Source organism: Streptomyces natalensis ATCC 27448 (assembly GCF_000935125.1).
GTDB lineage: Bacteria > Actinomycetota > Actinomycetes > Streptomycetales > Streptomycetaceae > Streptomyces > Streptomyces natalensis.
Genome location: NZ_JRKI01000034.1, coordinates 132,277 through 158,705 on the forward strand (window position 1 = coordinate 132,277; position 26,429 = coordinate 158,705).

23 protein-coding genes are annotated in these 26,429 nt (G+C 71.0%); 11 read left to right on the forward strand and 12 right to left on the reverse strand.

The annotated features are described in order from the left end of the window. Nucleotides 1-53: 53 nt before the first annotated feature. Together SNA_RS25295 and SNA_RS25300 are read right to left on the reverse strand one after the other, a co-directional pair. Nucleotides 54-1,517, reverse strand: a complete 1,464-nt coding sequence (locus tag SNA_RS25295; protein ID WP_030064195.1) for an amino acid permease — start codon at nt 1,515-1,517, stop codon at nt 54-56. Between the two features lie 109 nt (nt 1,518-1,626). After that, the gene (locus SNA_RS25300; RefSeq protein WP_044366893.1) at nt 1,627-3,471 is read right to left on the reverse strand and encodes an AMP-dependent synthetase/ligase; all 1,845 of its coding nucleotides are present in this window, start codon (nt 3,469-3,471) and stop codon (nt 1,627-1,629) included. Nucleotides 3,472-3,574: 103 nt separating this feature from the next. On the opposite strand from SNA_RS25300, the gene SNA_RS25305 reads away from it, so the two are divergent. Next, nucleotides 3,575-4,366, forward strand: a complete 792-nt coding sequence (locus tag SNA_RS25305) for a MerR family transcriptional regulator (RefSeq protein WP_030064194.1) — start codon at nt 3,575-3,577, stop codon at nt 4,364-4,366. A gap of 39 nt (nt 4,367-4,405) precedes the next feature. Here SNA_RS25305 and SNA_RS25310 read toward each other — a convergent pair whose 3' ends face one another. The 6 genes from SNA_RS25310 to SNA_RS25335 form a co-directional block, all read right to left on the reverse strand. Then, nucleotides 4,406-6,610, reverse strand: a complete 2,205-nt coding sequence (locus SNA_RS25310; RefSeq protein WP_030064193.1) for a 3-hydroxyacyl-CoA dehydrogenase NAD-binding domain-containing protein — start codon at nt 6,608-6,610, stop codon at nt 4,406-4,408. A 33-nt stretch (nt 6,611-6,643) separates the two neighbouring features. After that, nucleotides 6,644-7,858 (reverse strand): acetyl-CoA C-acetyltransferase, encoded by a 1,215-nt coding sequence (locus SNA_RS25315; RefSeq protein ID WP_030064192.1) that lies wholly within the window; start codon nt 7,856-7,858, stop codon nt 6,644-6,646. Between the two features lie 68 nt (nt 7,859-7,926). Further along, nucleotides 7,927-9,069 (reverse strand): acyl-CoA dehydrogenase family protein, encoded by a 1,143-nt coding sequence (locus SNA_RS25320; RefSeq protein WP_030064191.1) that lies wholly within the window; start codon nt 9,067-9,069, stop codon nt 7,927-7,929. 24 nt (nt 9,070-9,093) lie between these two features. Continuing rightward, complete coding sequence (locus SNA_RS25325; RefSeq protein WP_030064190.1) at nt 9,094-10,119, reverse strand: LLM class F420-dependent oxidoreductase; 1,026 nt, start codon at nt 10,117-10,119, stop codon at nt 9,094-9,096. Then, complete coding sequence (locus SNA_RS25330; RefSeq protein WP_030064189.1) at nt 10,119-11,276, reverse strand: CaiB/BaiF CoA transferase family protein; 1,158 nt, start codon at nt 11,274-11,276, stop codon at nt 10,119-10,121. Before SNA_RS25330 ends, SNA_RS25325 begins: the two co-directional genes overlap by 1 nt. Nucleotides 11,277-11,515: 239 nt before the next feature. Beyond that, nucleotides 11,516-11,896 carry an MmcQ/YjbR family DNA-binding protein gene (locus tag SNA_RS25335; protein WP_030064188.1) on the reverse strand — a complete coding sequence of 127 codons (381 nt, stop codon included), beginning with the start codon at nt 11,894-11,896 and terminating at the stop codon, nt 11,516-11,518. 153 nt (nt 11,897-12,049) lie between these two features. On the opposite strand from SNA_RS25335, the gene SNA_RS25340 reads away from it, so the two are divergent. After that, entirely contained in the window at nt 12,050-12,799 is a 750-nt protein-coding gene (locus SNA_RS25340) for an MgtC/SapB family protein (protein ID WP_030064187.1), read from the forward strand. Between the two features lie 42 nt (nt 12,800-12,841). Here the strand turns inward: SNA_RS25340 and SNA_RS25345 are convergent, their stop codons facing one another. Continuing rightward, on the reverse strand, nt 12,842-14,377 hold the full coding sequence (locus tag SNA_RS25345; protein ID WP_078970185.1) for a sialate:H+ symport family MFS transporter: 1,536 nt from the start codon (nt 14,375-14,377) through the stop codon (nt 12,842-12,844). Between the two features lie 183 nt (nt 14,378-14,560). On the opposite strand from SNA_RS25345, the gene SNA_RS25350 reads away from it, so the two are divergent. After that, nucleotides 14,561-15,748, forward strand: a complete 1,188-nt coding sequence (locus SNA_RS25350; protein WP_044366895.1) for a saccharopine dehydrogenase family protein — start codon at nt 14,561-14,563, stop codon at nt 15,746-15,748. Between the two features lie 18 nt (nt 15,749-15,766). Here SNA_RS25350 and SNA_RS25355 read toward each other — a convergent pair whose 3' ends face one another. Further along, the gene (locus tag SNA_RS25355; RefSeq protein WP_044367214.1) at nt 15,767-16,489 is read right to left on the reverse strand and encodes an endonuclease V; all 723 of its coding nucleotides are present in this window, start codon (nt 16,487-16,489) and stop codon (nt 15,767-15,769) included. A 53-nt stretch (nt 16,490-16,542) separates the two neighbouring features. Here SNA_RS25355 and SNA_RS25360 point away from each other — a divergent pair, with 53 nt between their 5' ends. Both SNA_RS25360 and SNA_RS25365 read left to right on the forward strand, forming a co-directional pair. Then, nucleotides 16,543-16,965: an amidase family protein gene (locus tag SNA_RS25360; RefSeq protein ID WP_420823511.1), complete on the forward strand. Its 423-nt coding sequence runs from the start codon at nt 16,543-16,545 to the stop codon at nt 16,963-16,965. Nucleotides 16,966-16,991: 26 nt separating this feature from the next. Further along, on the forward strand, nt 16,992-17,291 hold the full coding sequence (locus SNA_RS25365; RefSeq protein WP_044366897.1) for a YciI family protein: 300 nt from the start codon (nt 16,992-16,994) through the stop codon (nt 17,289-17,291). Between the two features lie 91 nt (nt 17,292-17,382). Here SNA_RS25365 and SNA_RS25370 read toward each other — a convergent pair whose 3' ends face one another. Beyond that, entirely contained in the window at nt 17,383-18,828 is a 1,446-nt protein-coding gene (locus SNA_RS25370) for a sugar porter family MFS transporter (RefSeq protein ID WP_044366898.1), read from the reverse strand. Nucleotides 18,829-19,154: 326 nt separating this feature from the next. On the opposite strand from SNA_RS25370, the gene SNA_RS25375 reads away from it, so the two are divergent. The 5 genes from SNA_RS25375 to SNA_RS25395 all read left to right on the forward strand — a co-directional run bounded on the left by SNA_RS25375 (nt 19,155) and on the right by SNA_RS25395 (nt 23,530). Continuing rightward, nucleotides 19,155-20,060, forward strand: a complete 906-nt coding sequence (locus SNA_RS25375) for an SIS domain-containing protein (protein ID WP_044366899.1) — start codon at nt 19,155-19,157, stop codon at nt 20,058-20,060. A gap of 55 nt (nt 20,061-20,115) precedes the next feature. Further along, the gene (locus tag SNA_RS25380; protein ID WP_030064179.1) at nt 20,116-20,997 is read left to right on the forward strand and encodes a class II fructose-bisphosphate aldolase; all 882 of its coding nucleotides are present in this window, start codon (nt 20,116-20,118) and stop codon (nt 20,995-20,997) included. A 72-nt stretch (nt 20,998-21,069) separates the two neighbouring features. After that, nucleotides 21,070-21,909 (forward strand): DeoR/GlpR family DNA-binding transcription regulator, encoded by an 840-nt coding sequence (locus tag SNA_RS25385; RefSeq protein ID WP_030064178.1) that lies wholly within the window; start codon nt 21,070-21,072, stop codon nt 21,907-21,909. A gap of 393 nt (nt 21,910-22,302) precedes the next feature. Further along, nucleotides 22,303-22,938 carry a TetR/AcrR family transcriptional regulator gene (locus SNA_RS25390; protein ID WP_044367216.1) on the forward strand — a complete coding sequence of 212 codons (636 nt, stop codon included), beginning with the start codon at nt 22,303-22,305 and terminating at the stop codon, nt 22,936-22,938. A gap of 268 nt (nt 22,939-23,206) precedes the next feature. Further along, nucleotides 23,207-23,530, forward strand: coding sequence for a hypothetical protein (locus SNA_RS25395; protein WP_030071169.1), 324 nt, complete (start codon nt 23,207-23,209; stop codon nt 23,528-23,530). 79 nt (nt 23,531-23,609) lie between these two features. Here the strand turns inward: SNA_RS25395 and SNA_RS25400 are convergent, their stop codons facing one another. Continuing rightward, complete coding sequence (locus SNA_RS25400) at nt 23,610-24,239, reverse strand: TetR/AcrR family transcriptional regulator (protein WP_030071171.1); 630 nt, start codon at nt 24,237-24,239, stop codon at nt 23,610-23,612. 158 nt (nt 24,240-24,397) lie between these two features. Between SNA_RS25400 and SNA_RS25405 the strand changes: the two genes are divergently transcribed. Next, nucleotides 24,398-26,197, forward strand: a complete 1,800-nt coding sequence (locus SNA_RS25405; RefSeq protein ID WP_078970186.1) for an FUSC family protein — start codon at nt 24,398-24,400, stop codon at nt 26,195-26,197. Nucleotides 26,198-26,429: the final 232 nt, after the last annotated feature.

The window sequence follows — 26,429 nt, forward strand, 5'->3', positions numbered from 1 at the left end:
CTCTTGGGCCTCCGCGGCCGCCCTCATTCCTCGGGCGCCCGGTGTTGTGGGGCTTACTTCTCCTGCTCGCGCTCCTTGGCGATCCGGGCCACCCGGCCGCGGACCGCGTACCAGCCGCCGACCAGCGCGGCGGCGAGGACCGGGATCAGCATCACGGTCTGGCGGCCGACGGGCTTGTCGAACCACATCAGCACGATGACGCCGAGCAGGAAGACGATGGTGGCGATGTCGGTGACCGGAGTGCCGGGGAGCCGGAACTTCGGACGCTCCACCAGCCCCGCACGGGAGCGGCGGACGAACACCATGTGGCAGATCATGATGGTGACCCAGGTGCTGACCACACCCAGCGCCGCGATGTTGATCACGATCTCGAACGCCTGGCCCGGCAGCCACGCGTTGAGCCCGACACCGAGCACACACACCGTGGCGGTGAGCATGATGCCGCCGTACGGCACCTGGTTGCGGTTCATCCGGCCGACGAACTTCGGCGCCGAACCGGCCGCCGACATCGAGCGCAGGATCCGTCCGGTCGAGTAGAGACCGGAGTTGAGGCTCGACATGGCCGCGGTCATCACGACGAGGTTCATGACATCGCCCGCGTAGGGCACACCGAGGTGGGACAGCACCGTCACGAAGGGGCTCTGGTCGCCGGTGAACTGGTTCCACGGCAGCAGCATCGCGAGCAGCACGACCGAACCGATGTAGAAGACACCGACCCGCCACATGATGGAGTTCACGGCCTTCGGCACGACCTTCGCCGGCTCGCTGGTCTCACCCGCGGTGACGCCGACGAGCTCGACGGCGGAGTAGGCGAAGACCACGCCCTGGAGCACGATCACGACCGGGAGCAGGCCGGTCGGGAAGAGACCGCCGTGATCCGTGATCAGGCTGAGGCCCGGTGTGTGCCCGCCGACCTTGTGGTGGGTGGCCAGCAGGAAGATGCCGATGAACATGAAGGCGACCAGCGCCGCGACCTTGATGATCGCGAACCAGAACTCCATCTCACCGAAGATCTTCACGGAGATCAGGTTGACCGAGAGCACGACGGCCAGCGCGATCAGCGCCATCACCCACTGCGGAACGCTGGTGAACAGGCTCCAGTAGTGGGTGTAGAGCGCGATGGCCGTGATGTCGGCGATACCGGTCGTGGACCAGTTGACGACGTACATCCAGCCGGCGACGTAGGCGCCCTTCTCACCCAGGAATTCCCGGGCGTAGGAGACGAAGGAGCCGGAGGACGGGCGGTGCAGCACCAGTTCGCCGAGGGCTCGTACGACGAAGAAGGCGAAGAGGCCGCAGACGGCGTAGGCCACGGCGAGGCCCGGGCCGGCGGAGTGCAGTCGGCCACCGGCGCCGAGGAACAGGCCGGTGCCGATCGCGCCGCCGATGGCGATCATGTTGATGTGGCGGCCCTTGAGGCCCTTGCTGTAGCCCGCGTCGCCCGCGTCCTGCTGTGCGCCGTTCCCCCCGGCAGATGGCCTGTGGGCTGTCTCAGTGACGGTTTCTGTGGTGCTCACTGCTGGTGGATCTCGCTTTCAAGGCAGAGCCGAGACCGAAACCCGCGGATCGCGCGGACGGCCGACGGCACACCTTCCCCGATGACCGCCGCCCCGTCTGTGGGCAAGATCACATGGCGTAAAAACCTTGTAGGAAGTGACGGTATTTCTCCTCGATCACCCGGCGGCGCAGCTTCAGCGAGGGAGTCAGCTCCCCTGTTTCCGGACACCACTCCTCGCCCAGCACCAAAAATCGCTTGACCTGCTCGGTCCGGTTCAGGCGCGCATTCGCCGCCGCGACCGCACGTTCGGCCTCCTCGCGGACGGCCGGATGCGCGGCCAGCTCGGCGAGCGTGCCCTCGATGCCGTGGCGCGCCGCCCAGGCCGGGGCCAGCTCCGCATCCAGCACCAGCAGCGCGACCAGATACGACCGGCCCTCGCCGTATGCCAGGGCCTGCCCGATGAGCGGATGCTCCTTGAGGGTGTTCTCGACCAGCGCGGGCGAGACGTTCTTGCCCGTGGAGGTCACGATCATTTCCTTCTTGCGGTCGGTCAGCCACAGGAAGCCGTCCTCGTCCACCCGCCCGATGTCACCGGTCGCGAACCAGCCGTCGGCGTCGGTCACCGGCTCGACCGAACCGTCCCCCCGCAGATAGCCGTCGCACACCGTGCGCCCGCGGACCTCGATCTCGCCGTCCGGGGCGGTGCGCACCTCCAGGCCGTCGATCGGACGGCCGACCGAGCCCAGCCGGAAGGCGCCGGGGCTGTTCGTCGTGGACACGCCCGCCGTCTCGGTCAGCCCCCAGGCGTCCATGATCACCACGCCCAGACCGGCCCAGAACCGGACCACATCGGGCGGCATCGGCGCCGAGGCGCTCGCGGTCCACACCAGCCGGTCGAATCCGGCCAGCGCCAGCAGCGGATCCAGCACCTCGGCCTTGACCTGCGCATATGCGGCTTCCAGCGGATCGGAGGGCCGCTCGCCGCGCTCCTTGCAGGCCACATAGGCGCGGGCGGTCCCGGCTGCCGTGTCCACGGCCGCCCGCCGCTCCTCCGGGAGCCGCGCGAGCGCCGCCCGCACGGCCGCCGCCAGCTTCTCCCAGACCCTCGGGACGCCGAAGAACTGCGCCGGATGCAGCTCGCGCGCCGTCGCGGCGACCGCGGCCGGGTCGGCGCAGAGGTAGACGTGCGAGGCGCGGAAGACCGGCAGATAGATGCCGAGCATCCGCTCCGCGATATGGGCGAAGGGGAGGTAGCAGAGGTGCTCGACATGATCGGGCAGCTCGACGGCGGCATCCAGGGCCGTCGCGTTCAGGAGCACATTGCGGTGGCTGATCACGACGCCCTTGGGGTCGCCGGTGGTGCCGGAGGTGTAGACGACGGTGAGCGTGTCGGCCGCGGTCGACCGTCGCCATGCCGCCTCGAAGGTTTCGGCGTCGTGGAGCTGGGCGCCCCGGGCGGCCAGTGCGGCGTAGGTCGTCTGCCTGCCGGGCTCGTCGTGCCGGCCGGTCCCGTCCTCGTCCGGCTCGACGATCACCAGCTTTTCGAGCCGGGCCGTCGGATCGTCGAGCAGCGGCTGCCAGCGTTCCCGCTCGCGCCCGCCCTCCAGTACGGCGAACCGGGCCCTGCTGTGGCGGGCGATATGCGCTATCTGCCCGGGGGCGGCCGTGCCGTACACCGTCACCGGGACGGCGCCGAGGTGCACCAGGGCGAGGTCGCTGAGCCAGTGCTCGGGGCGGTTGCCCATCATGAGCAGGACGATCTCGCCGCGGCGGACGCCGAGCGCGCGGTACCCGGCGGCCAGTTCCGCGATCCGGTGCCGGGCCTCTGACCAGGTCAGGGTGTGCCAGCCGCCGGTCCCGCCGTCGCGCCAGGACAGCGCGGGCAGCGCGCCGTGGTCCTCGGCGTTGCGCAGCAGCAGGGCGGGCAGGGTCAGATCGTCGGGTGTGCCGGGCATGCGCAGGATCGTGGTCACGGCGGCCTCCTGAGGAGTGAGAGCCTGATCTGGTGAGTGCCTGATCTGCGGAGCAAGGGAGAGAAGGTTTCACACGAGTGGTGAGACAGCAATACTGTTGAACATGAAGGAGCCCGCCACCGACCTCACGGTCGACGAACTGGCCGCCCGCGCCGGCGTCACGGTCCGCACGATCCGCTTCTACAGCACGCGCGGACTGCTGCCCCCGCCCGAGATCGGCCCGCGCCGGGTCGGCCGTTACGGACCGGACCATCTTTCGCGGTTGGCGTTGATCGAGGAACTCCAGCACCAGGGCCTGACCCTCTCGGCGATCGAGCGCTACCTGGCACAGCTGCCGCCCGATCTGAGCGCCCAGGATCTGGCCATCCACCGTGCGCTGGTGGCGAGTTGGGTGCCGGACAAGGCGGAGGACACGACCCGCGACCAGCTGGAACGGCGGGCCGGGCGGGAGCTGACCGAGGAGGACCTCGACCGGCTGGCCGCGATGAGCGTGCTCGTACGGACCGAGGACCCGCAGGTCTTCCGGGTGGATCCGGGTCTGCTGCATCTGGGCACGCGGCTGCTGGACGTGCCGATCGCGCTGGAGTCGATCCTGGCGGCGCGCACCGTCGTCATCGAGCACACCCGCTCGGCGGCGCGGGAGCTGAGCCGGCTCTTCAAGGACGAGGTATGGGGTCCGTACCGGGAAGGCGGGCCGGATGCCGAGGAGATGGCGCGGATGAAGTCGCTGTCGGCGCATATGCAGCCGATGGTGGTGCAGGCACTGGTCACCGCCTTTCAGAGGTCGATGAAGCAGGAACTGCGGGAGTGGTTCGGCGAGAGCGCGGCGAACGATGCGAACGGCGGAAGCGAGGGGAACGGCGGGAGCGAGGAGAGCGGCAGGCGCGAGGGGTGAGGGGCGGGCCGCCGGGGCCCGCCCCTTCCCGGGCCGCGCTCAGTCGCCGAACGTCTCGCCCTTCTCGGCCTTCTCGACCAGCAGCGGCGACGGCGCGAACCGCTCGCCGTACGCCGCCTCCAGCTCACGGGCGCGGGCCACGAAACCGGGCGGACCGACGCGGTCCTCGTGCCCCGGCCCGCCCTGGTATCCGTTGATGTACTGGAGGACGCCGCCGGTCCAGCCGGGGAAGCCGATGCCGAAGATCGAGCCGATATTGGCGTCGGCCACCGAGGTCAGCACGCCTTCCTCGAAGCAGCGGACGGTGTCCAGCGCCTCGGAGAACAGCATCCGCTCCTGCATGTCGAGGAACGGGATCGCGGCGCCCTCCGTGCCGAAGTGCTCGCGCAGGCCGGGCCACAGACCGGCCCGCTTGCCGTCGTCGCCGTAGTCGTAGAAACCGGCTCCGCCGCTGCGGCCGGGCCGCCCGAACTCGTCCACCATGCGGTCGATGACGGCATCGGCCGGATGCGGCTGCCAGCTGCCCCCGGCTTCCTCGACGGCCCGCCGGGTCTCGTTGCGGATCTTGCGCGGGAGGGTGAGGGTCAGCTCGTCCATCAAGGAGAGCACCTTGGCCGGATAGCCGGCCTGGGCGGCGGCCTGTTCGACGGAGACCGGATCGAGGCCCTCGCCGATCATCGCGACGCCTTCGTTGATGAACTGGCCGATGACCCGGGAGGTGAAGAAGCCCCGGGAGTCGTTGACGACGATCGGCGTCTTCTTGATCTGCCGCACCAGGTCGAAGGCGCGGGCCAGCGCCTCGTCGCCGGTGCGCTCGCCCTTGATGATCTCCACCAGCGGCATCTTGTCGACCGGCGAGAAGAAGTGCAGACCGATGAAGTCCCGGTCGCGCTCGACGCCTTCGGCCAGCAGCGTGATGGGCAGGGTAGAGGTGTTGGAGCACAGCAGCGCGTCGGGGGCGACGATGTGCTGGATCTCCTTGAACACCTTGTGCTTGAGCGCGATGTCCTCGAAGACCGCCTCGATGACGGTGTCGCAGCCCGCGAGGTCCTGCGGATCGGCGGTGGGCGTGATGCGCGCCAGCAGCTCGTCGCGCTGGGCCTCGGTCGTACGGCCCCGGGACAGCGCCTTGGCCAGCAGCCCCTCCGAGTACGCCTTGCCCTTCTCGGCCGCTTCGAGGGTGACGTCCTTGAGGAGGACCTGCATTCCGGCCCGGGCGCAGGAGTAGGCGATGCCCGCGCCCATCATGCCGGCGCCGAGGACGGCGACCTTCTCGACCTGGCGGGGCGCGATGTCCTTGGGGCGGTTGGCGCCGGAGTTGACGGCCTGGAGGTCGAAGAAGAACGCCTGGATCATGTTCTTGGAGATCTGGCCGGTGACCAGCTCCACGAAATAGCGCGCCTCGATGGTCTGGGCGGTCTCGAAGTCGACCTGGGAGCCCTCGACGGCGGCCGCGAGGATATTGCGCGGCGCGGGGTAGGGCGCGCCGTTGAGCTGCTTCTTGAGGTTGGCGGGGAAGGCCGGGAGGTTGGCCGCGAACTTCGGGTGGGCCGGCGTGCCGCCGGGGATCTTGTAACCCTTGACGTCCCAGGGCTGCTGGGACTCCGGGTGGGCGTCGATGAACTCCCGTGCCTTGGTGAGCAGTTCCTCGGGGGTGTGGGCTACCTCGTGGATCAGCCCGTTGTCCTTGGCCCGGACGGCGTTGTACTGGGTGCCCTGGAGCAGCACCTTCAGCAGGGCGTCGGTGATGCCCAGGAGGCGGACGGTGCGGGTGACGCCGCCGCCCGCGGGCAGCAGTCCGAGGGTGACCTCGGGCAGGCCGATCTTGGTGCCGGGGGTGTCGAGGGCGATGCGGTGGTGACAGGCGAGCGCGATCTCATAGCCACCGCCCAGCGCCGCGCCGTTGATGGCGGCGACGACCGGCTTGCCGAGGGTCTCGATACGGCGCAGATCGCGCTTGATGCCGTTGCCCGCCTCGAAGGCCGACTGCGCGTGCTCAGGTGTGACGGCGATCAGCTCGCGCAGGTCGCCGCCGGCGAAGAAGGTCTTCTTGGCAGAGGTGACGATGATGCCGCGGATGCTGTCCTTCTCGGCCTCCAGGCGGTCGGCGACCGCGGTGAGGGAGGTCTTGAAGGCGTTGTTCATGGTGTTGGCGGACTGGTCCGGATCGTCCAGGACCAGGGTGACGATGCCGGTCTCGTCCTGTTCCCAGCGGATGGTCGACGAGGCAGCGGATTCACTCATGGGTGCGTACTCCGTAGTGGGGTGGGACGAGGGTCAGAGGCGCTCGATGACGGTGGCGATGCCCATACCGCCGCCGACGCAGAGGGTGGCCAGGCCGTAGCGCTTGTCCTGCCGCTCCAGCTCGTCGATGAGGGTGCCCAGGATCATGGCGCCGGTCGCGCCGAGGGGATGGCCCAGGGCGATGGCGCCGCCGTTGACGTTGACCTTGTCCAGGCTCAGGCCCATGTCCTTTGCGAAGCGCAGCACGACCGCGGCGAACGCCTCGTTGATCTCGACCAGGTCGATGTCGTCGATGGTCAGCCCGGCCTTGGCGAGGGCCTTGCGGCTGGCGGGCGCGGGGCCGGTGAGCATGATCGTCGGCTCGGAGCCGGAGACCGCGGCGGAGATGATCCGGGCGCGCGGGGTCAGGCCGTAGCGCTCGCCGACCTCCTTGGAGCCAATGGCGACCAGCGCCGCGCCGTCCACGATGCCGGAGGAGTTGCCCGCGTGGTGGACGTGGTCGATCTTCTCGACCCAGTGGTACGTCTGGAGGGCGACCGCGTCGAAGCCGCCCGCGTCGCCGATGGCGGCGAAGGAGGGCTTGAGGCCGGCCAGGCTGTCGGCGGTGGTGCCGGGGCGCAGGTGCTCGTCGTGGTCGAGGACGACCAGGCCGTTGCGGTCGCGGACGGGGACGACGGAGCGCTCGAAGCGGCCGTCCTTCCAGGCGGCGGCGGCCCGCTCCTGGGAGAGCGCGGCGAACTCGTCGACGTCGCGGCGGGAGTAACCCTCGATGGTGGCGATCAGGTCGGCGCCGATGCCCTGGGGGACGAAGCCGGTGTCGAAGTTGGTCATCGGGTCCGCGAACCAGGCGCCGCCGTCGGAGGCCATCGGCACCCGCGACATCGACTCCACACCGCCCGCCAGGACCAGGTCCTCCCAGCCCGAACGGACCTTGGCGGCGGCCATGTTGACGGCTTCGAGACCGGAGGCACAGAAGCGGTTTTCCTGGACGCCGGCGACGGTGTCCGGCAGCCCGGCGGCGATCGCCGCGATCCGCGCGATGTCGGAGCCCTGGTCGCCGACGGGGCCGACGACGCCGAGCACGATGTCGTCGATGGCGGCCGGGTCGAGCCCGGGGAAGCGGGTGCGTACTTCGTGGATCAGGCCGACGACCAGGTCGATCGGCTTGGTGCCGTGCAGTGCGCCATTGGCCTTGCCGCGGCCGCGCGGGGTGCGGATCGCGTCGTATACGTACGCTTCGGTACTCAAGTCAACAAGCCTTTCGGAGGAGGTCCAGGAGGGGGCGGGGCGGGCGGCGGGACCGGGGCGGCCCCCGGTCAGCCGAGCAGGGAGCGGCCGATGATCTCCTTCATGATCTCGGTGGTGCCACCGTAGATCGTCAGGATGCGGCCGTCGGTGAAGGCCCTGGCGACGCGGTACTCGGTCATATAGCCGTAGCCGCCGTGGAGTTGGAGGCAGCGGTCGGCGACGCGTTTTTGCAGCTCGGTCGCCCACCACTTGGCCATCGAGGCGTGCACCGCGTCCAGTGCACCGGCCGCGTGGTCGGCGATGCAGCGGTCCAGGAAGGCGCGGGTGACGGCGCATTCGGTGGCCATTTCGGCTATCTCGAAGCGGATGTGCTGGAGCTTGGCCAGCGGCCGGCCGAACGCCTCGCGCTCCTTGACGTACTGCGTGGTGATCTCCAGCAGATACTCGGCGGCGGCGATCGCGGCCACGGCGATGCCCATCCGCTCCTGTGCGAGATGGGTCATCAGATGGATGAAGGCGCCGTTGAGCTCGCCGAGGAGGTTTTCCTTGGGCACCCGGACGTCGTGGAAGAAGAGCTCGGCGGTGTCCTGCGCCTTCTGACCGATCTTGTCCAGGTTGCGGCCGCGTTCAAAACCCGCCATGCCGCGCTCGACGACCAGCAGGCTCAGGCCGTGCGCACCGCCCTCGGGGGTCGTCTTGGCGACGACGATGACGAGGTCGGCGAGGATGCCGTTGGAGATGAAGGTCTTGGAGCCGTTGAGGAGCCAGTGGTCGCCGCGGTCCTCGGCGCTCGTGCGGATCCCCTGGAGGTCGGAGCCGGCGCCGGGCTCGGTCATGGCGATGGCCGTGATGGTCTCGCCGCTACAGAAACCGGGCAGCCAGCGGCGCTTTTGCTCCTCGGTGCCCAGGGTGGTCAGGTACGGGCCGATGATGTCGTTGTGCAGGCCGATGGCGAGGCCGGGGGCGCCGGCCCGGGTGAACTCCTCCGCCAGTACGGCGCTGTAGCGGAAGTCCGGCTGCCCGCCGCCCCCGTACTCCTCGGGCACTGCCATGCCCAGCAGGCCCTGACGGCCGGCCGCCCGCCAGACGTCCCGGCTGACGATGCCGTCCTTCTCCCACTGGTCGTAATGTGGCGTCACCTCCTTGGCGAGGAAGGTGCGGACGGTCTCCCGGAAGGCCTCGTGGTCCTCGGTGTAGATCTGACGCGGCATGGCGGTCATCGCTGCGGGCCCTCCTCAGAGCCAGTTCTTGACGGTCTCGATCAGCTGGGCGGGCTCGGGTCCCACGGGGTGGACGTTGAGCATCGTCACGCCCGCCTCCCGGAAGGCGGCGATCCGCTCGCGGACGTATCCCTCGGGACCGCACAGCGACATCAGCTCGCAGAATTCGTCCGGCACGGCGGCCTCGGCCTCCCGTTTCTTCCCGGCGAGGTAGAGCTCCTGGATGGTGTGTGCGGCCTCTTCGTAGCCGTACGCGATGGCGAGGTCGTTGTAGAAGTTCTTGCCCTTGGCACCCATGCCGCCGACGTACAGCGCGATCAGCGGGCGGGCCAACTCCCGTACGGCTGCGGCCTCTTCGCCGATCGCCAGCAGGCCCCCGGCGACCGTCCGGAGCGGCCCGAGGGCCGGGTCGCGGCGGGCGGTGCCCTCGGCCAGCGGGGTGCCCCAGACGTCCTTGGCCTTCTCCGGGAGGAAGAGGGTGGGCAGCCAGCCGTCGGCGATCTCGGCCGTCATCCGGACGTTGGCGGGGCCGAGGGCCGCGACGTACACGGGGATCTCGGGACGCACCGGGCGGGTGAGGATCTTCAGCGGTTTGCCGAGCCGGCCGCCCTTCTCCGGGGGCAGCGGCATATCGGTGATGCCGTGGTGGTCGATGGTTTCGCGGCGCCAGATGCGGCGGCACAGGTCGATGGTCTCGCGGGTGCGGCCCAGCGGTTTGTCGTACGGCCGGCCGTGCCAGCCCTCGACGACCTGTGGTCCGGAGGCGCCCAGGCCGAGCAGCGCGCGGCCGCCGGAGACGGCGTCGAGCCCGGCGGCGGTCTGGGCGATCAGGGCGGGGGTGCGGGAGTAGACGTTCAGGATCGCCGAGCCGATCTTGGCGCGCTCGGTGCGGGCGGCGAGGAAGCCCATGATCGTCGGGGAGTCGAAGCCATAGGCCTCGGCGACCCAGATGGCGTCCAGTCCGGCGCTTTCCAGGGCGGCGACTTCTTCGGCGGCGCGCCGGGGGTCGCCCGCGTACTGGAGGGTGGTGGCCAGTTCCATCAGCTGTCCGCCTCCTGCGGCTCGGTGCGGGCCGGGCCGGCGGCCAGGCCCGGGATCTGCCAGTCGCGGGCGATGTCCTCGGTGTCCGCGCCGGGCCGTGCGGGCGGGGTGCGCACCGCGCCCGGTGTGAGCGAGAAGCGGGGCGCGGGGGCGGGCTGGGTGAGGCCGCCGTGGTCGACGAAGGTGCCGCGGGCGGCGAGATGCGGATGCTCCGGGGCCTCGCGCAGGGACAGCACGGGCGCCACGCAGGCGTCCGACTCCTGGAAGACGGCGGTCCACTCGTCGCGGGTACGGGTCTTGAAGCGGGCGGCGATGGCGGTGCGCAGCTCCCCCCAGGCGGCGAGGTCGTCGCGGCTGGGGGCGTCGTCCGCGATACCGAGCAGGCGGATGAATTCGGCGTAGAAGCGCTTTTCCAGAGCGCCGACGGCCATATAGCCGCCGTCCGCCGTCTCGTACGTCCCGTAGAACGGGGTGCCGCCGTCGAGGAGATTGGCGCCGCGGCGGTCCTGCCAGCCGCCGGCGGCCAGCATGCCGTGGATCATCGCCGTCAGATGGACCGTGCCGTCGACGATCGCGGCGTCCACGACCTGGCCGCGGCCGCCTTCCGTGCGGGCGTACTGAAGGGCCGCGAGGACGCCGATGACCAGATAGAGCGAGCCTCCGGCGTAGTCGCCCATCAGGTTGGCGGGGACGGCGGGCGGGCCGTCGGACGGGCCGATCATGCCGAGGGCGCCGGTGATGGCGATATAGCCGATGTCGTGCCCGGCGGTGTCGGCGAGCGGGCCCTGCTGGCCCCAGCCGGTCATCCGCCCGTAGACCAGCCGGGGGTTGCGGGCCAGACACTCCTGGGGGCCGACGCCGAGACGCTCGGCCACGCCGGGCCGGTACCCCTCGATCAGCACATCGGCGCGCTCGGCCAGATCGAGGACCCGGGCCGCCCCTCGGGGGTCCTTGAGGTCCACCAGCACCGAGCGTTTGTTGCGGTTGGTGACGTCGCATGCCGGATCGATGCCCAGTCCGGCGCCGCCGGGCCGGTCGACGCGGACCACATCGGCGCCGAGGTCGGCCAGCAGCATGGCCGCGAACGGGCCGGGGCCGATGCCCGCGAGCTCCACCACCCGCACGCCGCTCAGCGGGCCGTTGCCTGAGTCTGCCATCGCACCCCCGGTCCTTCCGCCGCACGCCGGAAACGACTGTGACACTTCTGATGTAACACTCGTGATGTTAAGAACGTGTTCCACTTTCCACAAGCCCCCCATGAGCACTTTCCGCGCGCTCGCGACATCTCTGCGTACCGTCCGCCGGCCACCGGCCGACCACCGCAAAAGGCCCGCGCCGACGAGGTCCAACCGCCCTCGCCGTCACGGGCCTTTGCGCGCCTGTCTCCGCTGCGCCGCTATCCCCCGTCGAGCTCGGCGATGAGCTTCTTGGGGGCTATGACGCGATAGGACTCCTCCGTCCAGTCACACAGCAGCTCGGCGGCCGGGGCGGCCGTCTCCGCCAGGGGGATGCGCACCCAGCCGGCCTTGCCCAGGCCGTAGCCCGCCGGCTCGGCGCCGGGTGCGGTCAGCGCATGGGCATGCGCCTCGGGCTCGGTGAGCTTGACCGTGATACCCGGCGGATGGCTGCCGTCCCCGACTCCGAGGAAGACGAAGACCTTTTTGTTGACCTTGATGACGCTCTCGCCCCACGGGAACTCCTCCACCGCTCCCGGCAGCCCCAGCGCGAACGTCCGCACCCGCGCCCGCACCGCCGCCGGCCCCGCCGCCTTCGCCATGCGCTCCTCCACGTCCGTCCCCCTCCCGCACCGCGCGGTGCCGTCCGCGGCGCCTTCCCCGCACGCCGCCCGATCGACTTCCACGCTAACCGCGACCACTGACAACGGCCCGCGGAGCGCCGGACGCAGGGCCGACGGAGGGACAATGCGCCCATGTCCTCCCCGCAACTCGCCGCCGCACTGTTCGACTTCCACAACGGACAGGGGCCCCGTCAGTTCACCGAGCTGGCGCTGGCCCTGCTGCTGTCCTCGCTCATCGGCCTGGAGCGCGAGTCCCGGCAGAAAAGCGCCGGGCTGCGGACCCACACGCTGGTCGGCGTGGGCAGCGCGCTGTTCATGGAGGTGTCGATCCACGGCTTCGGCGCGCTGCTCGGCCACGACGGCGTGGCGCTGGACCCCTCCCGGGTCGCCGCACAGGTCGTCTCGGGCATCGGCTTCATCGGCGGCGGGCTGATCTTCGTCAAGAAGGATGCGGTCCGCGGCCTGACCACGGCCGCCACCATCTGGCTGACCTGCGCCATCGGCATGGCATGCGGCGGCGGACTGCCCCTGCTGGCGATCGGCGCGACGGCGGTGCACTTCCTCATCGTCCGCGGCCTCACGGTCATCTCGGACCGTATAGGACCTGCGCCGTCGTTCGCCCAGGTGGAGCTGCGGCTGACCTACCGTCCCCAACACGGGCTGCTGGGGGCGATATTGGAGAACTGCACCGGCAGCGGCTTCCGGGTCACCGACGTCCGGGTGGAGACCGGTCCGGCCGGCACCGACGACGCGCGGTCGGCCGCCGAGGTACTGCTCCGTCTGGAGGGCACCGGCACGGCATACCCCCTGGTCGAGGCGCTGACCGAGCTGGACGGCGTACGCGGGGTGGCGCTGGGACGGCAGGACGACAGCACGGAATGACCCGCCCCCGCCCCGCCGTACGCACCAGGGACCTGGGCCCGCTCACCCCGGACCGGACGGCGCCTCCTCGGGCAGCGGCCCGGATCCCCCGGCCTCGGGCACCAGATGGTCCTCGGGCCCATCGCGGTCGACCAGACGGGCCAGCCGCCGGGGCACATCCCCTCCCACCAGCACGATGACCAGGAACGTGAGCCCGAAGGTGAGCACCGCCAGGGCCCGCCCCAGGGGCATCCCCTCCGCGAGCCGCGCCCCCAGGACAGGGGCCACCGCCCCGCCGAGGGCCCCTACGTTGTAGACGAAGCCGAGCGAGGCGGCGCGGGTCGCGGTCGGGAAATGGCCGGCGATGTACTTCGGCAGAATGCCGGAGATCCCTTGACTCAGTGCCAGCAGCCCGAAGAGCAGCACCCCCAGCCCCACCAGGCTGCGCTGGACCGCGAACACCGGGAAGACCAGGGCGAGGGACGCCAGCAGGGTGCCGACATACGCCCGCCGGGTCCCGAACCGGTCCCCCACGAAGCCGGCCAGCCAGCAGCCCGCCATGGTGCCGAAACCCGCGGCGAACATCACATCGGTGACCTGCGCGGGCGCGTAGTGGAGGTCGGTCTTCAGATAGGTCGGCAACAGCGCCTGGATCGGCCAGCTGTACAGGAAGGCACAGAACACCGTCACCATCAGGGCGATATGGCGCAGCCAGCCCTTACGGCCGCCGAGCTGCGCCGCGAACGCGATCAGGCACAGCGCCGCGAGGAGCGACAGCCAGGGGACGTACCCCTCCCCCACGGGCGTGAAGACACAGAACAATGCGCCCGAGGCGGCAACCGTCAGGGCGGCGTTGCACCAGGAACGCAGCCGGCCGGTGAACAGCGAACGGAACGGATTCGGGCGTTCCGGCCGCGCGCCGGAGGCGGCCGCGCCGATCTCGGCCTGCCAGTCGGCCGCCTCCGGCAGCGATCTGCGCACCCACAGCGCCACCAGGACGGGCAGCACACCGATCCAGAACATCCAGCGCCAGCCCCAGTGCGGCACCACCCATCCGTAGAGCTCGGCGGCGAGGATGCTGCCGCCCGGGTAACCGGAGATCAGGAATCCGGAGGCGCGATTGCGCAGCCTGGTGGGCCAGCTCTCCAGCACATACGTCACGCTGGCGCTGTACTCCCCCGCCATCCCCAGGCCGATCACCAGTCGCGCGATGAACAGGCTGGTGTAGCCCCAGGCAAAACCGCAGGCGAAGGTGCCCAGCGAGTAGAGCAGGATGCTGGTGATCATGGCGGATCTACGGCCGTAGCGGTCGCCCATCGCGCCCAGGACGGCGCCGCCCAGCCACCGGGTGATGAAGGCCCCGGAGATGAGCGAGGCGGCGGTGGCCGTGCCGAGGTGGAACTCGTCGGCGATCTCGGTCAGGACGAGGGTGATCAGGACGAAGTCGAAGCCGTCGAGGAGATAGCCGATCCAGGCGGCGAACAGCGCCTTCCACTGGCGCGGGGTCGGCTCCCGGTACCAGGGCGGCGCGCCGTCGGGAGCGCCGGAGGGTCCGGGACCGCCGGGAGTTCCGGGACGTTTCGGGGGCCGCGTCGTCACAGCAGTCCTGCCTCCTCCTGCTGTTGCACCTCCCCGAATCTGAGCGCGCTCCGACGCCGTGTCAAGACCACGCGCCGCCGGGAGAACTCCTCGCTCAGCCGTCAATGACACGGCCGAAGAGGTTCATTGACGGGGCGTCGCCGACGTGCTTAGGGTCCGGACCTCAGATCGAGAGGATGCGCGATGCAACGGCAGGACACCTCCGGAAGGGCCCATGATCTGGTCCTCTACGGCGCCACCGGGTTCGCCGGGACGCTGACCGCCGAGTATCTGGCCCGGCACGCCCCCACCGGCCTGCGCTGGGCGCTGGCCGGGCGCAACACCGCCAAACTGGAGCGGCTGCGCGACCGCCTGGCGGGTATCGACCCGGCCTGCGCCGCCCTGCCGCTGCTGCACGCCGACAGCGGCGACGCCGCCTCGCTGCGCGCCCTCGCCAATGGCACCCGCGTCCTGGCCACGACCGTCGGCCCGTATCTGCTCCACGGCGAGCCGCTCGTGGCCGCCTGCGCCGCGGCCGGTACGGACTACGTGGACCTGACCGGTGAGCCCGAATTCATCGACCGGATGTATCTGCGCCACCACGAGACGGCCCGCGCCTCCGGGGCCCGCCTGGTGCACTCCTGCGGCTTCGACTGCGTTCCGCACGACCTGGGGGTGCAGTACACCGTCGGCCTGCTCCCCGAGGGCGTACCACTGCGCATCGACGGCTTCGTCCGGGCCGGCGCCGCCTTCTCCGGCGGCACGCTGTCCTCCGCGCTGACGGCCCTCTCGCGTCCGCTGGCGATGGCTCAGGCCGCCCGCGAGCGCCGGAAGGCGGAGCCCCTCCCGGTCGGCCGGACGGTCCGGGCGCCGCTCGGCCTGCCCGTCAAGAGCGCCGAGACGCGTGTGTGGGGCGTGCCGCTGCCGACCGTGGACCCACAGGTGATCGCCCGCTCGGCGGCCGCTCTGGAGCGCTACGGGCCGGATTTCCGCTACCGCCACTACGCCGGGGTGCGGCATCTGCCGGTCGCGGTGGGTGGCGTCCTGGGGGCGGGTGCGCTGGCCGCGCTCGCCCAGGTGCCGCCCGCGCGGCGCTGGCTGGCCGGGCGCGTCGAACCGGGCGAGGGGCCGAGCGCCGAGCGGCGCGAAAAGAGCTGGTTCGCGGTGCGCTTCGTGGCGTCCGGCGGCGGCAAGCGGCTGGTCACCGAGGTGTCGGGCGGAGATCCGGGCTATGACGAGACGGCGAAGATGCTCGCCGAATCGGCGCTCTGCCTCGCCTTTGACGATCTGCCGGAGACCGCGGGCCAGGTGACGACGGCGGTGGCCATGGGGGACGCGCTGACGGCCCGTCTCCAGAAGGCGGGCATCACCTTCCGGGTGGTCCGGGGCTGACCCCCTGTGGCCGGGGGCTCAGGTGCGCGCCAGCGCCCGCCGGCACAGGGAATCGGCGGCCCGGGTGGTCTCCGGCAGGCGGTACGCGGCCGCCAGATGCAACGTGTGGGCGCATGCCTGGTCGAGACCCACGCGGTGCCCCACGGAGACGAACACCGGCTTGACGCCCGTCTGGGTACGCACCGCTCGTCCCACCTCCTCGCCCGCACCCTCGGCCCCGTCCCGGTCCAGCAGCGGCGAGGTGGCACCGCGCTCGGGGCCGGGCGGCTCGTAGCGGAAGGTGAAGGGATTTTTGGCGACCCCGATGGTCGGCAGTCCGGTCAGCACCCCCAGGTGGCTGGCCAGGCCGAAACGCCGCGGGTGCGCCAGCCCGTATCCGTCGCAGACCACCAGATCCGGGGTACGGGTGAGGCGGGTGAGGGCTTCGAGCACGGTGGGTATCTCCCGGAAGGCGAGCAGCCCGGGGACGTACGGGAAGGAGACCTGTCCGACGGCGGTGGCCTCGTCGACGACGGCGAGCGTTCGGGCGTCGAGGGCAACGGCAGCCGCGGCAACCACGTTCCGCGCGTCGTCGTAGGCCACATCCACCCCGACGACGGTGCCCGCGAACCCCGGCGGCGGGCCGGATTCATCGAGCCGCACACAGGTCCGCAGCCGGTCCTGGACGGCGCGTGCCTGGGCCTCGTCCGTCGGCCAGTGCCGCAGTTCGTCGTCACACGAGAAGGTGGGTTGAGTGTCCATGGTGAACGCCACGCTACCGAACCCCTGATCGGTCATCGGCCGCCGTCGCCCCGGTGGCCGCCGCTCCCGCCCCTTCCGTCCCCGAGGACCGTCATGACCGACGCTCTGCACTATCTGGACGCCCCGCCGCCCGCAGCCGGCTGCACCTGAGCACGGTGGACTTCTTCTCCCGTTACGACCTGCTCCTCGCCCCGGTGAGCCAGGTGGCGCCCTTCGAGGCGGAACGGGAGTACCCGGAGGCGGTCGCCGGGCGGCCCACCGAGAGCTATCTGGACTGGATGCGCTCCTGCTACCTCATCTCCGTCCTGGGGGTGCCCGCGCTCTCCGTTCCGGCCGGTTTCACTCCCGGCGGCCTTCCCGTGGGGCTCCAGCTGATCGGCCCGCCGCGCGCCGATCTCGCCGTCCTCCAGGCCGGCCACGCCTTCGAGGGCGCCACCGGGCACGGACGGCGCCGCCCGGCGCCGCCGACGGCCTGACCTGTGGCGTTGTCTATATTGCGGGCATGTTCGTATTGGAGCTGACCTACACCGCCCCCATGGAGCGCGTCGACGCCGCCCTGGAGGACCATGTGACCTGGCTGAAGGCGCAGTATGCCGCGGGGCACTTCATCGCCGCCGGCCGCAAGGTCCCGCGCGACGGAGGCGTGATCCTCGCCACCGGAATGGACCGTGCGGCCGTCGAGCGCCTGGTGGCGGAGGACCCGTTCTCGGTCGCCGATGTGTGCACGTACCGGATCACGGAGTTCGTGGCGACCACGACCGCCCCTGCCCTGGAGGAGTACCGGGAGAAGCTGCCGTCCTGATGGCCGGCCATGGTCCGCACCGCCTCGCCCCGGGCCCGGCGTGCGCCGTTCGGGCGGCCGCGCCGGTCCCGGGCGGGGCGGCCGGTCGCCGCTAGAGGACGGCTTCCGGTGCGGGGCCGGCCGGGGTCGGGGCCGGGGCCAGCTCGGGCCAGCGGCCCCCGTTCTGCCAGTAGCCCCGGATCTCCTCCAGCTGGCGCCCCTTGGTCTCCGGCGCCATCGCGGAGGCGAAGAGCAGGGCGCAGAACGCGAGCGCACCGAGGCCGGCGAAGGTCCAGGCCGCGCCCGCCCAGGCCATCAGGGACGGGAAGAACTGGGCGATCAGGAGATTCGCCACCAGGTCGGCGGTGAGCATCACCGACGCCCCGGTGGAGCGCAGCTGGGCGGGGAACGCCTCGCTCGCATAGACCCAGATCAGCGATCCGAAGCCGAAGTTGAAGGCGGCGGTGAAGAGCAGGATGGCGCCGAAGCCCACCCAGGTCGCGGCGCCGTGCAGCTCGCCCATGGCGAAGACGACGGTCAGTACGGCGAGCATGGTGACCATCGTGCCGATGCCGGAGAGCAGCACCACCCGGCGGCCGAGCCGGTCGATGATGAGAAGGGCCAGCACGGTCGCGACCAGTGAGGCGAGCTCCACGAAGGACGGCAGCAGGAAGTTCTGCCCGTTGCCGGTGAAGCCCATTTCCTCGAAGATCTGCGGGCTGTAGTACGTCACGGCGTTGATGCCGGTGATCTGGCAGAAGAAGCCGAGGCCGATGACGAACAGCGTGGCGCGGGCGTACGGCGTGCGCAGCAGTGAGGACGCCGGGCCGCCGCTCTCCGCGGCGAGCGCGGCGCTCACCGCGGCCACCTCTGCATGCGCGTCGGCCTCCGGGTCGGTCGTCGCCATGACCTCGACGGCCTGCTGCGTACGGCCCTTGAGCACATACCAGCGCGGGGTGTCCGGCAGCCGGAGCAGCGGGATCATGACAAGTGCCGCGGGGATCGCGGACAGGCCGAGCATCCAGCGCCAGTGGCCGCCGCCGGACAGCCCCCAGTTCACGAAGTAGGTCAGAACGATGCCGGCGACGGTGGCCACCTGGTACGCGGCGACGGATGCGCCGCGGATGCGCGCAGGCGTCGATTCGGCGATATAGAGCGGGGCGGCCACGATCGAGATGCCGATGGCGACACCGAGCAAGAAGCGCACCACATCGAGCACGACGACGTTGGGCGCGCACGCGGAGAGCGCGACAAAGGCGGCGTACGAGCCGGCGACGATCAGCATCGCGGCCTTGCGGCCCAGGGCGTCGGCGAGCTTGCCACCGATCAGCGCACCGACGATGGACCCGAACACCAACACGCTGTTGACCAGGCCCTTTTCCGCCTCGGTGAGGTGGAAGTCCCTGCTGAGGAAGACCAGGGCGCCCGAGATGCTGCCGGTGTCGTAGCCGTAGATGACGCCGACCACGGCGCCGGTGAGCGCGAACAGTCTGCCGGTGCGGCGCGCGGCCTTGGGCGACGGCGGCTGGGGCGTCTCGGGGAGCGTGGCATTGGACATGGAGGGTCCTTTGTGCGGCGGAGCTGCCTTTGCTGCATGACTGATCTTGCGAGTATTCGGCGCCGTTCACGCAGTTGTCAACAGATGTGAGCCGCCGGTACACGCGCTGCATCCGGCACCCTTCGAGGCCACCCAAACAGCCTTATTCTGGACATTTATTACGCTCCGACACCCCTCACCCATCCGGCCTCCTCGCCACACATCTGCCGCACCCACCCTTTCGAGGGATTGGTCAGCAGCACGAACATGCGTACAGTCGATTGCAATGCAGGTAAAAGTTGCAGAATTACGCAGCGGACAAATTCTGGATTACGGGAGGGTGTGCGGTGGGCGAGACCTCGTACATGGCGCAGGAGCTGAACAGTCAGCCGGAGACCTGGCGGGAGGCGGCACGGATCGGGGCGGCGAAGGGACCGCTGCCCAAGGCGGGAGAGCGGGTGGCCGTGGTCGGATGCGGCACCTCGTGGTTCATGGCGCAGTCGTACGCGGCACTGCGCGAGGGAGCGGGCCAGGGGGTGACGGACCCGTTCGCCGCCTCGGAAGCGTTCCTCGGCACGGACCGCGCCTATGACGCGGTCGTGGCGATCACCCGCTCCGGCACCACGACCGAGGTGCTGCGGGTTCTCGACGCGGTCAAGGGCCGGATCCCGACGGTGACGATTCTCGGCGATCCCGAGACACCGGCGGTGGAGGTCTCCGACGAGACGCTCGCGCTGCCGTTCGCCGATGAGAAGTCCGTGGTCCAGACGCGGTTCGCGACGACGGCGCTGACGCTGCTGCGCGCGCATCTGGGAGAGGACGTCTCCCGAGCGGTGGGCGATGCGCAGGAGGCGCTTGCCGCTCCGGTGGAGCAGGAGTGGGTGGAGGCCGAGCAGTTCTCCTTCCTCGGCACGGGCTGGACGTTCGGCCTGGCCAATGAGGCGGCCCTCAAGATGCGGGAGGCGTCCCAGAGTTGGACGGAGTCCTACCCTGCGATGGAGTACCGCCACGGCCCGATCGCCATAGCCGCGCCCGGCCGGGTGACCTGGCTGTTCGGGCCGGCCCCGGAGGGGCTGGAGGACGATGTGGCGCGGACCGGCGCCCGGTTCGTCCGCCATGCGCGCGATCCGCTGGCCGATCTGGTGCTGGTGCAGCGGGTGGCCCTGGCCCGGGCGCGGGCCCGCGGACTGGACCCTGACAACCCACGCAGCCTCACCCGCTCCGTGATGCTCGACGCGGCGGCCGCCTCGTAGCAGCCCCGCTTCCCCTGAGACCAACTCACCCCGTCCGCAAGGGAGTCAGCGTCCCATGCCCCTCGTTCCGACCTCATCCATCGTCGACGCCGCACAGGCGGCGCAGGCCGGTGCCGCGGCGTTCAATGTCATCCATCTGGAGACCGCCGAGGCGCTCGTCACCGCCGCCGAGCGCACCGGCACCCCGCTGATCCTCCAGATCAGCGAGAACTGCATCCGCTACCACGGCAGTCTGCTGCCCATCACCCGCGCCTGCCTCGCCCTGGCCGAGAGCTCCACCGCCCCCATCGCGGTCCATCTCGACCACCTCACCGATACGGAACTGGTCCACCAGGGCGTCGCCGCCGGGGTGGGCTCGGTGATGGTCGACGCCTCGGCGCTCCCCTACGAGGAGAACGTCTCCACCACCGCCCAGCTCACCGGCTGGTGTCATGAGCGTGGTGTCTATGTCGAGGCGGAACTCGGCGAAGTGGGCGGCAAGGACGGTGTGCATGCGCCGGGTGTGCGCACCCGACCGCACGAAGCCCTGGCCTTCGTCCGGGCCACGGGTGTGGATGCGCTCGCGGTCGCCGTCGGCTCCTCGCACGCCATGCGCGAGCGCACGGCCGTCCTGGACAAGGACCTGATCGCCACGCTGCGGGCGACGCTTCCGGTGCCCCTGGTGCTGCACGGCTCCTCGGGCGTACCGGACGACGAGCTCCGCCGTGCCATCGCCGCAGGAATGACGAAGATCAATATCTCCACACATCTGGTGTCCGTCTTCACTCGGTCCATACGGCAGACACTCGGCGCGGACCCCTCGCTCGTCGACTCCCGCAAGTACGTGAAGCCGGCCCGGGAGGCGGTGGCCCAGGAGGCCGCGAGACTGCTGGAGGTCCTGAGCACTCCGGCGGCGGTCCCGGAGCAGCACGCCGCCCAGGCGCCGGCGCCCGGGTAGGTCGCAGCGGAACGCGGACGCCTGGTCCGGCCGGGCTCACGGGGGAGGGAGGAGACGAATTAGGCTCGCGCCATGAAGCGCCATGAACGGATGAACGCACTGCTCGAGCTGCTCGGCGACCGGGGCCGGGTGGATGTCGAGGAGGCGGCGACCGCACTGGAGGTCTCGGCCGCCACGATGCGGCGCGACATGGACGCCCTCGCCGAGCAGCAGCTGCTGACCCGCACGCGCGGCGGGGCGGTGCTCAGCTCGGTCGCGTACGACCTGCCGATCCGGTACAAGCACGGCCATCGGTCCGTGGAGAAGGACGCGGTGGCACAGGCCGCGGCGAACATGGTCGAACGGGGAGATGTGGTCGGGCTGAGCGGTGGCACCACGACCACGGCAATCGCCCGGGTGCTCGCCACCCGGCCGGATTTCGCGGAGGCGGGTCCGCAGCCGCATCTGACGATCGTCACCAACTCGCTCAATATCGCCAACGAGCTGGCGGTGCGGCCCCAGATCAAGATCGTGCTCACGGGCGGGGTGGCGCACTCACGGTCGTACGAACTGGTCGGCCCGTTCAGCGAGTTGGTGCTCCAGCAGATCTCGATCGACATCGCGTTCATCGGGGCCAACGGTGTGGACCCGACGATGGGGGCCACGGTGCACGACGAGGCGGAGGCGCGGGTGAACCGCCTGATGGCGGAGCGTGCCCGGCGGGCCGTGGTCGTCGCCGACTCGTCGAAGATCGGCGAACGCTGCTTCGCGAGGGTCGGCGACGCCGATGTCTTTGACACCTTCATCACGGACAACGGAGCGAAGGAGGCAATGCGGCGGGAGTTCACGGACCGCGGCCTGAGGGTGGTCACGGCCCGCCCGCCGGGCGACACGGAAGCCGGACCGGCTGCCGGATCGACTGCCGGACGCTGAGATACCGGCTGCCGGACGCAGAGTCAGCGCTGAGACGCCCGGCCGGGCCGGCAGCCGAGCAGGCGGGGGTGTTGATCAGATGCCGGCGGGCCGGTCGTGGATCGGCGGGGTTCTTCGGCGGCGTTGTTCGGCGGGTGCGCGGTCCTGCGCAGCACCTCACGACGTGCCGCACCACCACATGACACCCCGCCGCACCACGACGCACCACCACATGACACCCCGCCGCACCACGACGCATCACCATGTGACACCCCGCCGCGCCACGCCTCGTCTCCCCACGTCAACATACGGTTTATTGGCATGCCCTGCCAATGAATAGTTCCGTGACAGAGTGAGTGCCGAATGATCAGGGCGGCCACCCCGGTGCCCCGCACCGACGGCGAGGAGAGGCGGATGACGGCAGTGCGCGGCAGGCCCACGCTGACCGAGCGGCGGCGGCAGGAGACCCGGCTGGAGATCGCGGAGGCCGCGGCGGCGCTCTTCTCCGACCGGGGGTACGACGCCACGACGGTCGAGGACATTGCCTCGGCGGCCGGTATTTCGCTGCGCACCTTCTACCGCTACTGCGCGGCGAAGGAGGACGCGCTCACGCCCGTACTGACCGACGGCGTCGGTCAGCTCGTCGATCAGCTCGCCATCCGGCCCGTAGAGGAGCCGCTGACCTGCGCGGTGCAGGCGGCGTTCGACACCTCCACCTCCGCCCGGCGCCTCGCGGACGCGGAACGGGCGCGTCGGCTGATCCGCGTCATGGGCAGCGTTCCGGCGATCCGTATGCGGTGGATGGCGGCCGGGCGCGAGATGCAGGACCGGCTGGTGCCGGTGCTGGCGGCGCGTACGGGGGCGTCGCGGGACAGCCTGGAGGTGCGGCTGCTGGCGTCCGTGCTGATCGATGCAATCACCGTCGCCATGGAGCACTGGGCCCGCCAGGACGCACCGGAGGACGTCGCCGAGCTGACCCGCCGCGCGCTGGAGTTTCTGCGGATCGACGATCTGGGCGCGGCGAGCCGGGGCGACGGCGACCGGCCGTAGCCGTGTCCGTAGCCGTAGCCGTAGCCGCTCGGACGCCCTCGTGCAGCGGCCGTCTCCGTGCCGGTTCCCGGAAAACGGCCCCGGTCCGGTTCCGAAAACGTCGCGCTTGCGCCGCGGTGCGCCACCCACGGCTGACTTTCTCCGGCGGCCATGGACAATGGGGAATGAACGTGCGAAGGCCGAACCGGTCCGCAGGGGTCCGACAGGACAGGGATCCCGCGCCTCGGGCGTTCGCAGAAGTTTCAGACGGGACAACGGGGGAGAGACCGTGCGGAAGATCATCGCCATAGCACTGACGGCGGCGGCATGCGGCGCCTCGCTGGCGTTCACGGCCGGCCAAGCGGCGGCGGCCGACCACGGACCGCGGTGTGTGATGGTGCGGAAGAACTTCACCAAGGGCGAGTACCGCTATCTGCGGCTGACGAACCTGTGCGGCCGGCGCACCTCCTGCTACATCATCGTCATCCCGCATGCGAAGGACCCGCACGGCCGGCTGCTGAAGGGCCAGACCAAGGACGTCCGTTACGGGACGACGCAGGGCCCGAAGGCACTGTTCGTCAAGAACACGTCCTGCTCGACGGAAAGCCACTGAGAGAGCCACTGAGGCCGCCGCTTCCCTGGAGCCCGGTCCGACAGCGTCGTGATCGGCGTCCTCATCGGCACGGCACACGTCAGCCGGGTACGGCGATGCCGTCGAGCACCATCGACACATACTGCCGGGCGATCTCCTCGGGACTGTGCCGGCCCTCCGGGCGGTACCAGCTCGCGGCGACCCAGACGGTGTCGCGGAGGAACCGGTAGGTGAGCCGGATGTCGAGGTCGGTGCGGAAGGTGCCGTCGGCGACGCCGCGTTCCAGGGTGCCCAGCCATGCCTTCTCGAACTTCCGCTGGGAGTCGGTGAGATAACCGAAGCGCGGCTGGGCGGCGAGCTGCCGCGCCTCCTTCTGGTAGATGGCGACCGCGGCGCGGTGGCGGTCGATCTCCCGGAAGGACTCGGTGACCAGGGCATCGATGGTTTCCCTCGGTCCGAGGCCGGCGGCGAGTACGGCGTCATAGCCGCCCCACAGCTCGGTCAGGAAGGTGGACAGGATCTCGTCCACCATCGATTCCTTCGAATCGAAGTGGTAGTAGAGGCTGCCCGCGAGCATGCCGGCCTCGTCCGCGATGCGCCGGACGGTGGTGGCGTTGTAACCCTGCGCGGCGAACACCTCTGCCGCGATGGCCAGCAGTTCGCGGCGGCGCTCGGGGGACGCGTTCGCCGTCGTCGGCGTCTTCTTCTGCTTGCTCTTGGCTGTCGGCACGTGGACATTGTCGCTGCCCGCCCAGGCGTGACGGGTCCGGCCGGGCGTGACGGGAGTGGCGGGAATGGCGGTCCCGGAACGGCGGCTCTGGGGCACCTCCATTCCTGGGCGCCCCCTCCATATCTTTCACTAGTAAAACACCTGCTAATCTTCTCGGCATGGGGAAGCATGCCAAGCCCTCCGGGAAGTCACTGACCACCGCGCCCGACGGCGGGGCGCGGGCCCGTCCGCTGCCCCTCCGCAGCACCGTCCGGCTGCGCCGCCCCGTGGACATCTGGCACAAACCGGCGCTGAGCGCGGTGGTGGCCATGGCGGTCCCCGATCTGACGCTCTACGCGCTCGGGCGGCTGGATCTGATCCTCTACACCTCCGCCGGGGCGCTGTGCGCCCTGTACGCGCACGGTCTGCCGTACGCCGCCCGCGCCCGCACGCTGCTGTGGGTGGTGCTGGGCATGGCCGCGAGCCTCGGTATCGCGCTGACCGCCGCCTCGCTGACGGCCTCGGCGGCCGTCCTCGTCGTGCTCGCCTCGCTGCTCGCCGCCGCGCACAAGATGGCGTGCGAGGCGACCCGCATCGGGCCGCCGGGCAATCTCATCCTGACCTTTGTCGCGGCGTCCGCCTTCTTCGTGCCGCAGCGCCTCGGGCAGGTGCCGCTGCACATCGCCCTGGCGCTCGGCGCCGGCGCGCTCGCCTGGCTGGTGTGCATGGCGCCGGGTCTGGTACGGCCGCGGGGCCCGGAGCGGATCGCCACGGCGCGCGCCCTGGAGGCCGCCGCCGGGCTGCTGCGTACGCGGGCGGACGGCGGCGCCGAGAGCGACGGCGTGGCGCACGCCCGGCACACGACCGCGGCCGCCGTGAACGCCGCCTGGCACACCCTCTTCCTCGTCCCTGCGCGCACCCCCGCCCGGGCCGCGGCGCGCGCCGGCCTAGAGCGGCTGCTCGTACGGGCGGAATCGGCGCTCGGCGAAGGGGCGGAAGCCGGGGCGGATACGGAAGCGGAGCGGCTCCGGGAGTGGGCGCATCTGCTCCGGAGCGGCGGGCCGCTGCCGGAGGTGCCGTTGACGGCGGTGCAGGCCGAGGAGCTCGCGGGCGTCGTGGCGGAGGGGGCGGGGCCGGTGGGCGTCGGCTCGGCAGCGGCCGGGTTCGGCCTGCGGCAGCCCGCGCCCGGTGCGCAGCGCGGCGTGCGGGCCGTGCTGGCGCGGCTCGCGCCCGGGTCGCCCTTGCTGCCGATAGGGGCGCGGGTGGCGGCGGGGTGTGTGCTGGCGGGCTGGGCCTCGTTGGCGGTCGGCGTCGGGCATCCGTACTGGGCGGTGGTCACCGCGGCCTCGATCTACCAGGCCAACACCACGCTGTCGTGGCAGCGGGCGTTCCAGCGCACGGTCGGCAATCTGCTCGGCCTGGTGCTGTTCTCCGTGCTGCTGCCGCTGATCCACACCGGACCGCTCACGATGATCGCGCTCGCGCTGGCCTGCCAGTTCGGCGCCGAAGCCTGCATCACGCGGAATTACTGGCTGGGGTCGGTCTGGGTCACCCCCATGGCACTGCTGCTGACCGAATTCGGCGCCCGGCTGCCCGAGACGACACTGATCGCCGACCGCTGGATCGACACGGTGGTGGGCGCGGTGGTGGGGCTGGCCTGTTGTGTGCTGGTCACCAACCGGCGCGCCGCGGACCGTATCGACGCCGCGCTGGAACGGGTGACGGTCGCGGAGGCCGCGGCGCACCGGCTGCTCGCGGAGGCGCCCGCGCCCGGTGCGGACGACGCGCGGGAAACCGGGTGGGCGCGCGACCGGCTGGCGGGCTCCCTGGTGGAGCTGCGGGAGGCGGTGGAGGTGGCGGCCGGCGAGTGGTGGCAGCGGGCCCTGCCGGAGGAGCGCATCGCCCGCGCCGAACGGGGCGGGCATCGCACGCTGGCGGGCCTCGTACGGCGTCTGGAGACGCCGGCGTTGGCGGCCTGACCGCAGGCAACCGGGCGGCCGGGCAGCGGGGCGGGGCGGCGACGTCAGCCGGGCGTGGGGGTCCGGGCGGCGCGGCGGCATCTGCCGGGCGTACGGGGCCGGGCGCCCGCCCGGCCCCGCCCGGCGGCGGGCATCCCACGAAAACCGCCGCACGAGGGGCAGCACGAGAGGGGCACCACGTGAGACGCGGCACGCGGCGGGCACAATGAGTCCGTGGTCGGGGCCGCGAACC